General features: G+C 61.4%; 12 protein-coding genes. 8 read left to right on the top strand and 4 right to left on the bottom strand.

The window, feature by feature from the left end; all coding sequences use genetic code 11:
- Window positions 1–148: 148 nt before the first annotated feature.
- The 8 genes from AC1RQG_RS27555 (at window position 149) to AC1RQG_RS27520 (ending at window position 5,722) form a co-directional block, all read left to right on the top strand.
- On the top strand, window positions 149–484 hold the full coding sequence (locus AC1RQG_RS27555; RefSeq protein WP_005797945.1) for a PepSY domain-containing protein: 336 nt from the start codon (window positions 149–151) through the stop codon (window positions 482–484).
- A gap of 56 nt (window positions 485–540) precedes the next feature.
- Window positions 541–1,137 (top strand): undecaprenyl-diphosphatase, encoded by a 597-nt coding sequence (locus AC1RQG_RS27550; RefSeq protein ID WP_126221083.1) that lies wholly within the window; start codon window positions 541–543, stop codon window positions 1,135–1,137.
- A 69-nt stretch (window positions 1,138–1,206) separates the two neighbouring features.
- Window positions 1,207–1,989: a COG4705 family protein gene (locus tag AC1RQG_RS27545; protein WP_150979842.1), complete on the top strand. Its 783-nt coding sequence runs from the start codon at window positions 1,207–1,209 to the stop codon at window positions 1,987–1,989.
- 29 nt (window positions 1,990–2,018) lie between these two features.
- The gene (locus tag AC1RQG_RS27540; protein ID WP_126221085.1) at window positions 2,019–2,471 is read left to right on the top strand and encodes a hypothetical protein; all 453 of its coding nucleotides are present in this window, start codon (window positions 2,019–2,021) and stop codon (window positions 2,469–2,471) included.
- A 16-nt stretch (window positions 2,472–2,487) separates the two neighbouring features.
- The gene (locus AC1RQG_RS27535) at window positions 2,488–3,246 is read left to right on the top strand and encodes a COG4705 family protein (RefSeq protein WP_126221086.1); all 759 of its coding nucleotides are present in this window, start codon (window positions 2,488–2,490) and stop codon (window positions 3,244–3,246) included.
- 22 nt (window positions 3,247–3,268) lie between these two features.
- A complete protein-coding gene (locus AC1RQG_RS27530; protein WP_011875626.1) occupies window positions 3,269–3,934 on the top strand; it encodes a response regulator transcription factor in 666 nt (221 codons plus the stop codon).
- The gene (locus tag AC1RQG_RS27525; protein ID WP_126221087.1) at window positions 3,910–5,262 is read left to right on the top strand and encodes an ATP-binding protein; all 1,353 of its coding nucleotides are present in this window, start codon (window positions 3,910–3,912) and stop codon (window positions 5,260–5,262) included. The genes AC1RQG_RS27530 and AC1RQG_RS27525 overlap by 25 nt, the downstream gene beginning before the upstream one ends.
- A gap of 28 nt (window positions 5,263–5,290) precedes the next feature.
- Window positions 5,291–5,722 (top strand): EamA family transporter, encoded by a 432-nt coding sequence (locus tag AC1RQG_RS27520; protein ID WP_493136551.1) that lies wholly within the window; start codon window positions 5,291–5,293, stop codon window positions 5,720–5,722.
- Window positions 5,723–5,788: 66 nt separating this feature from the next.
- Here AC1RQG_RS27520 and AC1RQG_RS27515 read toward each other — a convergent pair whose 3' ends face one another.
- From AC1RQG_RS27515 to AC1RQG_RS27500, 4 genes are read right to left on the bottom strand one after another with little or no spacing between them, the layout of a single operon-like run.
- The gene (locus AC1RQG_RS27515; protein WP_011875630.1) at window positions 5,789–6,403 is read right to left on the bottom strand and encodes a recombinase family protein; all 615 of its coding nucleotides are present in this window, start codon (window positions 6,401–6,403) and stop codon (window positions 5,789–5,791) included.
- A 60-nt stretch (window positions 6,404–6,463) separates the two neighbouring features.
- Window positions 6,464–7,681, bottom strand: a complete 1,218-nt coding sequence (locus tag AC1RQG_RS27510) for a TniQ family protein (RefSeq protein ID WP_126221089.1) — start codon at window positions 7,679–7,681, stop codon at window positions 6,464–6,466.
- On the bottom strand, window positions 7,678–8,586 hold the full coding sequence (locus AC1RQG_RS27505) for a TniB family NTP-binding protein (protein ID WP_126221090.1): 909 nt from the start codon (window positions 8,584–8,586) through the stop codon (window positions 7,678–7,680). Before AC1RQG_RS27505 ends, AC1RQG_RS27510 begins: the two co-directional genes overlap by 4 nt.
- A 2-nt stretch (window positions 8,587–8,588) precedes the next feature.
- Window positions 8,589–10,304: a TnsB C-terminal domain-containing protein gene (locus AC1RQG_RS27500; protein WP_126221091.1), complete on the bottom strand. Its 1,716-nt coding sequence runs from the start codon at window positions 10,302–10,304 to the stop codon at window positions 8,589–8,591.
- Between the last annotated feature and the right edge of the window lie 106 nt (window positions 10,305–10,410).

Below are 10,410 nucleotides of genomic sequence, written 5' to 3'. Positions count from 1 at the left end.
TGTCATTTTCAGAAGACGACTGCACCAATTATCAGGAGTCGATAACACTACATCGGCGAGAGCGAAAACTTCCCGGCTCAGTGCGAGCTAAGTCTGCCTGCGTACCTTCTCCACTGTGCAAATCCCTGCACTCTTCTGGAGAAGCATCATGTACCGCTACACCAAACTTTCCCTTCTGGCCGTCGCCATCGCTGCAACCGGCGCGGTCGCCTACGCCGCCAATGGCGGTATGGAAAACGACGCCCTGGCAATCAGCAAGGCCAAGATTCCCCTCACACAAGCAGTCACCGTCGCCGAGCAGCACGCCAATGGCAAGGCGTCACGCGCCGAGTACGAGAACTCGAAGCAAGGTTGGGTCTATGACGTGGAGGTCGTCAGTGGGGCCAAGGTCTTCGATGTCCGGGTCGATGCCGACAAGGGCACGGTCATCTCGTCTGCCGAGGACAAGGCGGATCACGATGACGACCACGACAAGCGGGACTGACTCCCGACAGTATGGCCGGATCGTTTCCCTCGGAGGCGATCCGGCACGGAGACCTCATGGAATCACTCAACCGTACATTATTTCTCTGGCTCAACGCGCCGGAGCATCCCAGTGCTTTAGCTCTGACGTTGGTCATTTTCTTGGCCGAACAGCTCATCTGGGCTGTTCCACTCCTGATCGGCATCGGCTGGCTTCGCGGCGGCGAGCCTACCCGCAAGACGATGCTCGTTGCTAGCGCATCGGGATTGCTGGGCCTGCTCATCAACCAGATCATCGGCCTGGCTTGGATTCATCCCCGGCCTTTCATGATCGGCCTGGGTCACACCCTCATCGCTCATGTTGCCGATTCGTCTTTCCCAAGCGATCACTTGACGCTGTGGTGGGCGGTCGCCTTCAGCCTCGCGCTGCAACGAGGCCCACGAATTGCAGGCGTGGCTTTGGCTTTGTTGGGCGTCCCCATTGCCTGGGCGCGCATCTACCTTGGAGTGCACTTCCCATTCGACATGCTCGGAGCCGGCGCGGTCGCTGCGATCTGTGCCTGGCTGACGTTGCGTGAAGCACGCTGGTATCTGGTGCCAAGTTACCAACTTGCCACCGGAATCCATCGCCGGCTTTTCGGCGGTTTGATCGCGCTTGGATGGGTGCGCGAGTGAGCCTATGGGCGGGCTAAGTCAGCCTGTTCAAACTGCTGGCAAACCATTTCACCCCGGTAGGAGAACTCTATGAACAAATTGCCCACGAGCAGCGCCACAGGCTGGCTCAATAAAGTCCCGGAAGTCGCGCTGTCGTTCTGGATCATCAAGATCATGTCCACCACGGTGGGCGAGACGGGAGCCGATTTCCTGGCGGTCAACGCAGGTTTGGGCCAAGGCGTGACTCGAACCGTCATGGCGACTCTACTGGCAGCCGCGTTGTTCATGCAGTTGCGTACCCGCCGCTATACCCCTTGGATTTACTGGCTGACGGTGGTACTGGTCAGCGTGGTCGGCACCCAGATCACCGATCTGCTGACTGATGGCCTTGGCGTCAGCCTGTACATCAGCACCTCGGCGTTCGCCGTGGCGCTCGCCGCGATCTTTTTTGTCTGGTATCGGGTCGAGCGCACCTTGTCCATCCACGACATCGTGACGCGAAACCGGGAGCTGTTCTATTGGGCCGCCATCCTCTGCACGTTTGCGCTGGGCACTGCTGCGGGCGATCTGGCGACCGAGGCATTGGGCCTGGGCTTTACCTGGGGTGCAGTGGCATTCGGTGCGCTGATCGGCGCCACCTACGCGGCCTGGCGCATGGGCGGCAACGCCGTTCTGACCTTCTGGATTGCCTACATCCTGACCCGCCCCTTCGGGGCCGCACTCGGCGACTTGCTGACACAGGCTAAGACTTATGGTGGTCTTGGCATGGGTGCCATGTGGACAAGCGCCTTGTTCCTCACGGTGATCGTCATGCTGGTGGCCGTCGCGCAGATCGCCATGAATGGACGCCGCTCGGCCCAGCTCGTCGAATAACTCTTTTCGCTCTACACAAGGAGAAAAACATGTTCATGCAGCACTCAATCGCTCGCCCGGTTGCCGCCATTTCGGCCGCCGTGCTCTTGGCACTCGCAGCTGGTTGTTCCAAATCTGCCGATCAGAACAACGCAAGCACAACATCAACGACACCGGCCCAGACTGTCTCGGCCTCGCAAGGCAAAACTGCCTCCAAGCTGGGCGACCTGTCGGCCTTCCGCAACATCGCCGCCGACGTGGTCACCATCGTGGATAAGGGCGACCTGCCCGCTGCCAAGGCCCGCATCAAGGACCTGGAAGTCGCATGGGACTCGGCCGAGGCTGGCCTGAAACCACGGGCAGCCGATGACTGGCATGTGCTCGACAAAGCCATCGACAAGTCGCTTGCGGCGCTCCGTGCCGACACGCCGAGCCAAGCTGACTGCAAGGCAGCAATGGCCGCCCTGCTGAAAGCCTTCGACACGCTCGAAGGCAAAGCCTGACCTGTGAGCGTGCCCCATGAAAACATCCACTGAACAGGCGCTGGCCAAAGTGCCCGAAGTCACGCTGGGCTTCTGGCTCATCAAGATTGCTGCCACGACGCTCGGCGAAACCGGCGGCGATGCCGTCTCGATGTCCATGAATCTGGGCTACCTGGTCGGCACGGCCATCTTCGCGGCGATCTTCCTGGCTGCCGTAGTCGCGCAGGTCAAAGCCAAAGGATTTCATCCCTTCCTGTACTGGACGACCATCATCGCCACAACCACGGTCGGCACGACGTTGGCCGATTTTGCGGATCGATCACTGGGAATCGGGTACGCTGGCGGTTCGAGCTTGCTGCTGGCCTTGCTGCTCGGCTCGCTCTTCATCTGGCATCGCACCCTCGGCTCCGTGTCGGTCAGCACGGTCAGCTCGCCCAAGGCAGAAGCCTTCTACTGGCTGACGATCATGTTCTCCCAGACGCTGGGCACCGCGTGGGGCGACTGGACGGCTGATACGGCGGGTCTGGGATACACGGGTGCGGCCGTCGTGTTCGGCGGGCTGCTCGCGCTGGTCGTGGCAGCCTACTACTGGACGAGCGTGTCCCGCACGCTGCTGTTCTGGGCGGCGTTCATCCTGACGCGCCCGCTGGGTGCCGTGGTCGGGGATTTTCTGGACAAGCCACTGAGCGCGGGTGGTCTGGCGTTGAGCCGCTATTCAGCATCGGCCGCACTGTTGGCCTTCATGCTGACTGCGATCCTGCTGTTCAGGCAGAGAGCAGCCAGGACGGCATATTGAACAACGATTGAACGGAGGGGGAATGCGGGTATTGCTGGTTGAAGACGATCCCATGATCGGTGACGCGATCCAGGGCGCATTGAAGGATGCGTCCTACGCCGCCGACTGGGTGAAGGACGGGCAGACGGCGCTCACCACGCTGGGCTGCCAGCATTACGACCTAGTGCTACTCGACCTCGGTCTGCCCGGCAAGGATGGGCTGGAGGTGCTGGCCAGCATCCGAGCCAAGGACAACCCGATTCCCCTGCTCATCATCACGGCTCGCGATGGTCTGGATGATCGCCTGCGCGGCCTGGATGGCGGGGCCGACGACTATGTGTCCAAGCCCTTTCAGATGGCGGAACTACTGGCCCGGATGCGCGCCGTCCTGAGGCGCAAAGGTGGCACGGCAGCTCCCGTGCTCAGCAACGGCGTGGTGACGCTCGACCCGGCCACCAAAGAGGCTTGTGCCAATGATGGCCCCCAAGTGCAACTGTCCAACCGCGAGTTCTCGCTACTGCAAGCCCTGCTGGTTCGGCCTGGTGCCATCCTTTCGCGCAGCGAACTGGAGGATCGCATCTATGGTTGGGGGGAAGAGGTCGAAAGCAATGCCGTCGAATATCTGATCCACGCACTGCGGCGCAAGCTGGGTGGCGAGGTCATCAAGAACGTCAGGGGGGTCGGATGGATGGTCTCAAAAGGCGCTTGAACGAATCGGTTCAGCTCAAGCTGTCCTTCACCTTGTCGCTGGCCATCCTCGTGGTGGCCGTTGTGGCGGGCGTATTCTCGTTCCTGTCCGCCTTCGATGAAGCCCACGAACTACAGGACGATGTGCTGCGCCAGGTGGCGCAGCTCATGGATCGCCAGCGCTTGTTGCCTGCCGTGCCAACCACCGATATCCGTCTCAAGGATGTCGATGAAGAGTCGCGCGTGATCGTCCAGCGCTTGGGTGAGGTCAGTCCCTCTACGGTAGGCGTGGACGCAGGAGGCGTGCTCCCGCTCCCGGCGACCTTGGCGGATGGATTGCACACGCTGGAAGTTGGTGGCGAGACGTTTCGCGTGCTGGTCAAGACCACGGCGAGCGGCGAACGCATTGCTGTGGCTCAGGAGTCCGGCTTCCGCAATGAAATTGCCCGCGACGGGGCACTGCGCACGGTGATGCCTTTCTTGATTCTCGTGCCGGTGCTGCTGTTGATCGTTGCTGACCTGGTGCGCAAGATGTTCCAGCCCATCGCGGCGCTGTCCAAGGAAATAGACCAGCGGGCAGAGCAGGAACTGCATCCCGTCGAAGACCGCCACCTTCCGGTCGAGGTACGTCCGTTTGCCGTGGCGATCAATCGCCTGCTCGCTCGTGTCGGCCAGTCGATGGAATCTCAGCGCCGCTTTGTGGCGGATGCCGCGCACGAGCTACGTTCGCCGCTGACAGCCATGTCGCTGCAAGCAGAACGGCTCGCGGAAGCGGAAATGTCCAGCGTGGCGCGCGAACGGCTGACGGTTTTGCGCCAAGGGATCGAGCGCAGCCGCAGCCTGCTCGATCAACTCTTGACCTTGGCCAAGGCGCAGTCAGCCACCGACCTGCCGAAGTCGCCTGTATCTGTCCAGAGCATCTACCGCCGCGTGCTGGAAGACCTCATGCCGCTGGCCGAGGCCAAGTACATCGACATCGGTGTCGAAGGCACGCTGGACGCCGAAGTGTGGGCAAGCGAGCTGGACATGATCGCTGTGGTCAAGAACCTGGTCGATAACGCCATCCGCTACACGCCAGAGGGAGGGCGTGTTGATCTTTCTGTGGGTGTTTCGGAAGGGAAGGTCGTACTACGTATTCAGGACAGTGGGCCTGGCATTCCGTTGGCTGAACGGGATCGAGTGTTTGATCCCTTCTACCGCACGCTGGGGAGCGAGCAGATCGGCTCGGGTCTGGGACTATCCATTGTCCAGACGATTGCCAATCGCATCGGTGCTGAAATCCGCCTCGACTTCTCAGATCAAGAGAAGCAAACTGGCTTAAATGTTGCCGTTATCGTTCCCATGCGGTAGCGGTTTGAGAAACGTGGAGGCAGGCTAAATGGTCAATTCGGCGGGGCGGTTTTATTGGGCTTTGCTGTCCGCCATCTTTGCGGCACTGACGGCTATTTTTGCCAAGGTTGGCATTCAGGGAGTTGATTCCGATCTGGCCACCTTGATCCGCACGGCCATCATCATCGTCGTCCTGTCGGCGTTTGTTGCCTACACGGGGAAATGGGCCAACCCCTTGGAGTTATCACCCAAGACATGGCTTTTCCTCGGGCTGTCCGGCTTGGCAACAGGGGCATCGTGGGTCTGCTACTTCCGCGCACTCAAGATTGGCGATGCATCCAAGGTTGCGCCAGTGGATAAACTCAGTCTTGTCCTGGTGGCGGTATTTGCTTTCGCCTTTTTGGGCGAACGCCCGTCACTGAGGGAGTGGTCCGGCATTTCGATGGTCGCCGGAGGCGTTCTGTTATTGGCGTTCAAGTGATAACAGGTAGGACATACTGACTCAACCAGTCGTCACGATTCGTCTACAGTAACCGCTGTCCTGCCATCAAACTTGACTGAGCAGTTTCTCGCCATCAAGGCGCAACTCGCCCTTCGGCGAAATGTGCCGATACAAGGTCTGCCGTGTGATGCCCAGTTCCTGACATAGATCGCCGACCTTGGTTTCGGGCTGCCCCATAGCGGCCATCGCCAGCCGCAACTTGGCGGCAGTCATCTTGAAGGGCCGGCCGCCCTTCCTACCGCGCGCCCTCGCCGAAGCCAATCCTGCAATCGTGCGCTCGGCAATCAGTTCGCGCTCGAACTCGGCCAGCGCGGCGAAGATGCCAAAGACCAACTTGCCGGCGGCCGTCGTGGTGTCAATGGCTGCACCGTGCCCAGTCAACACTTTCAGACCGATGCCACGGCCGGTCATGTCGTGCACGGTGTTGATCAGGTGGCGCAGGTCGCGCCCGAGGCGATCCAGTTTCCACACCACCAGCGTGTCGCCGGGCCGCAGCGCTTTCAGGCAAGACACCAGGCCGGGTCGGTCCTCGCGCTTGCCGGACGCCTGATCCTCATAGAGATGGGCCGGATCGACGCCGTTAGCAATCAGCGCGTCGCGCTGCAAGTCGGTAGCTTGGGAACCATCCGCCTTCGATACCCGCATGTAGCCAATCAGCATGTTTCACCTGTCACATATACGTTCGATTATGTGACAGTGTGAACCGGAAAATTCTGGCCGTCAAAATTTGTCACTTAACCCGTCATTCTGTCTAAGACATGCAAAGGGTCCAGCAGGCTTGTAATGTGACAGAAATTCCGGGGGGATGCCTTCCTTTGCAAAGGTGGCGCGCAACTGTTCCAGGGAAGCGGGATCGCGCCGACCATAGGAAGCCAACGCGAACAGCGAGCGCGCCGTCTCGGGGTCGTGCCGCGCTTCAATGATCGCCTCACTGATAGCTTGGACCGCCCGTTGCCAGTGATTGACGGGTTCGGGCTTCGGCGCTTTCGCCGGCAGACCACTGGTGAACCCGGTTTGGGGCTCGGACCAGAACAGCTTTGCATGCTCGCCTGGCGGGCTTATATCCCTCACCTCGATCAAGCTGATTGCCGTTGCCGCCGCCTCCAGCATCTGCAACCGTACTGCCGGGTTCAGGGTTTCATACGGTCGCCACAGACTTTGCCCAGCACGCAGCGGATGCCCGCAGCCTTGCCAGACTTGGCGGAGATACCCCGCGTAGGTTCCGCACGCCGAAAGCGGGGTGTTCAGCTCATCGAGCAGCGTGCGTAGCAGTCGAAACCACAATCCAGCATGGATGCGTCGGCGCGGCAGTTCCACATAGCCGGTCGTCAGTGCCTGCCAGGTACGCCGGTCCATGACTGCAATCGCGTCGCTGGCGGTGCACGACGCAGTGTCGGCGTTCTCCCAGCCGAGAAACCGTCCAGGCACGCCCCAATAGGATTCCAGGCAGCAGCCATGCAGCGGGCAGCTCAGCATCAGGGGCAGCTTCCATGCAAGCAGTACGGCTTGGTTTGCCGGGTCATTCAGACAGAGCGGACAGGCGCGATGTAGCGGCTGGCTGGGCAGCCAGGCACGCCAGCTCGTGATGGATCGCGTCCTACGGCAGAGTTTCGGCAGCAGCACCGAGAGCTGGAACGCATAGGTTTCCAATGCGTCTGGAATCTGATCATCAAGGCTGTCCAGTAGCCAAGGCACCCAGCCGGCGAAACTCATGCAACGCAGCCGGTCCGGCTCGATGCCGCTCCGCTGGGAGAGCATCGCCAACAGCGCCAGTGGTGGCGCGGTATCCAGGTCATCAACCTGAGCGTGACCAAGATCGTGCTCCAGCAGCTCGGACACCTCCATGTGATAGCAAAGGGCCACGCGGTTGAGCCACGAAGACAAGGCTTCGCCTTCTCTGGGGGCCGGATGCAGTGGCCAGCGTGGCGCTGGCTTCACATCAGTTCCCGCTCGAATTGCCGCCGCCGCTCGCTGGGACCGGTGTAATCGGCCATGCTCAGCGTGCGATGGTTGATCGCTTCCTCGCCGCTCTCCACGGCGACGATGGCCGCCGCCATCAGCAAGTGCGCCAGTTCGCCGATGGTGCCCTCGCTGCGTGTGAGCAGGTAGCGGGCCATGTCCAGCGTGGCAATCGACGAGGGTCGCCGCAGCGGGAGCGAAGCCGCGAAGCTGGCCAGCAGTGAGCAGCAATCGTCGTTGGCCTCCCACACCGGCAGCATCATCGGCTCGAAGCGGTTTTCCAACTGGTCGTCCGAGCGGATCGCCAAGTAGGCATCGCGTGTGCCGACGCCGACCAGCGGGATGCGCAGTTCGTTGCCGAGGAAACGCAACAGATTGAGGAATTCTCGGCGGTTGATGCTGTTGCCGGCCAGGACGTTGTGCAGTTCGTCGATCACCAACATGTGCACACCGACCTTGCGCAGCAAGGCCAGCGCCAATTGCTCCATTTCCGGCAGCCGTGGGCGCGGCCGCAATGGCGCACCCATCGCCGCGAGCAGCGCGACGTAGAAGCGGATCACCGACGGCTCGGACGGCATCTGCACGACCAGCACCGGGATGTGCTCCTGGTCGGCATCGGAACTGGGCGGATGCGTGCGCCGGAACTTCTCGACGATCATCGACTTGCCGTTGTTGGTCGGGCCGACCAGCAGCAGGTTGGGCATGCGCTGCTTGTTCGGCCACGCATACAAGGTTTCCAGCCGGTTCAGCGCCTCGACTGCACGCGGATAGCCGATCCAGCGGTCGGCGCGAAGGCGATGGATGCGTTCGTCCGCCGGAAGACGGGCCAAGCCCTGCGCCGCCGGCAGCAGGTGTGACAAGTCGATGATGGGATATTCGTCCACTGCTACCACTCCTCAATCTGGTCGAACGGTTTGGCCGGTGGCAGCTTGTCTGCCTGCGGATCAGCAACGTCCGTTTTCGGCGGAATCGGCTTGTCCGGCGGAGGAGATGCCTTGAGGTGCTGGCGTCGATCCGCGTCGCGCCGCGCCTTGCGCGTGGCCTTCTGTGCGGTGGTCACGATCTCGCGCATCTGTCCGATCATGCGGAACAGCGCCGACTCATCCACCTGTTCGCGTCCCTGCTGCCGCAATTTCGTCAGCGCCTGCCGTTGTTCCCAGAGGGTGACAGCCGGGTGCGACAAGGTACGGTAGGGGATTTCCAAGTAATGCTGCCCCTCCGGTTCCAGCACCCAGATACGGCTGATGTCGCGCGGATCGCGCCGGATCAGGAACGTAGACAAGCGGTCGCGCCGAGCTATCCACGGCTTGAGCGCATCGGCGTAGTAGTGAATGTGGTCGATGACGAAGCCGGTGCGGGTCAGCGTGCGGCGGATGATTGGCAGAAAATCGACCAGAAAAGCCGTGGCGCGGGTGACGACGGCCGGTACACCGACACGCGCCACGGCCTCAGCCCAACGCGTGGCCGGCGGTTGGAGCAGGCCGTTGTGCACGGAGCCGTGATAGGTGCCGACCGCCAATGTGAGCCAGCGCTCCAGCTCGCGCAATGTCAGAGCTGCCTTGTTTTCAGAATCGTAGTCCCCGCGCTGGCCGGGATTCGAGAAGGTTGTCCCCGGCAGTTCGTCGTGGATCATCTGCATCGCCGTGCCGATGATCCGTTCCACGATGCCGCCGTAGTGCGGCTGCCCAGGCGGACGATAGTCCAACTGGATGCCATGCTGCTCACAGCCACGGCGCAGGGCCTCGCTCTTGAACTCGGCCGCGTTGTCCAGGTAGAGCAGCCTGGGCTTGCCACTCATCGGCCAGTCCATTTCCACATTCAGTCCTTCCAGCCAGGGACGCTTGTCGCAAGCAACATGCGCGAGGCACAGACCAACCGAAACGGATGACGGCGCTTCCAGCGTGACGACCATGCCGAGAACGCAGCGGGTAAACACGTCGATGGCGATGGTCAGATATGGTCGGCCAATCGGTTGCCGGTCGCGCTCGTCCACCACGATCAGGTCGATGACTGTGTGGTCGATCTGCACCTGCTCCAGCGGTGCGGAGACAGGCGGCGGAACACCACCAACACCTTGCAGGGCGCGGGACGCATCCTGACCTTCTCGAAGGCGAGTGGTCTTGAGTGGATCAAGGCTGGCGATCCGCAACGCCACCGTGTTGCGCGTCGGCACCCGCAGCTTTTGCAGCTTGCACTCCCGCGCAATTTCGCGGTGGAACGCCGCCAAGCTACGCTTCTGCTTGGTCAGGAAGCGCTTTTGCATTAGCTCGCGGATGATTCGTTCGACCGACTCCGGCAAGCGGCTTTTACCTTTGCCTCCGCTCGACTGCCCAAGCGCAAAGTCAGTGACCAGTCCCGAACCTTGCCGGGCGCGGCGGATCAGGACGTAGACCTGCCGCCGGGACAGACCCAATGCTTGGGCTGCCACGTCGGCCGCTTCATGCCCGACCGTCTCCGACTGCGCCAACGGCCCAATGATCTCCGCGCGACGACGCGCACGCTCCCATGCCTGTTCTGGCAGGGTAGCCACGCCGTGCTCGGTAATCGGTGCGGTATCGGTCCCCATGCTCACCTCGCTTTGGTGCACACGAGTATTGAGCATAGACGAGTTTCGTGCAGAGGAGTTCTGATATCTGGCTGTCAAAAGCCATATGCACAACAAGCTTCATACCCAGTTGAATGGTGCAGTCGTCTTCTGAAAATGACAG

The organism is Rugamonas sp. GW822-FHT03B10 (assembly GCF_058801745.1).
Note: the sequence above shows the minus strand (reverse complement) of the source record. Positions and strands in the feature narration are given on the sequence as shown.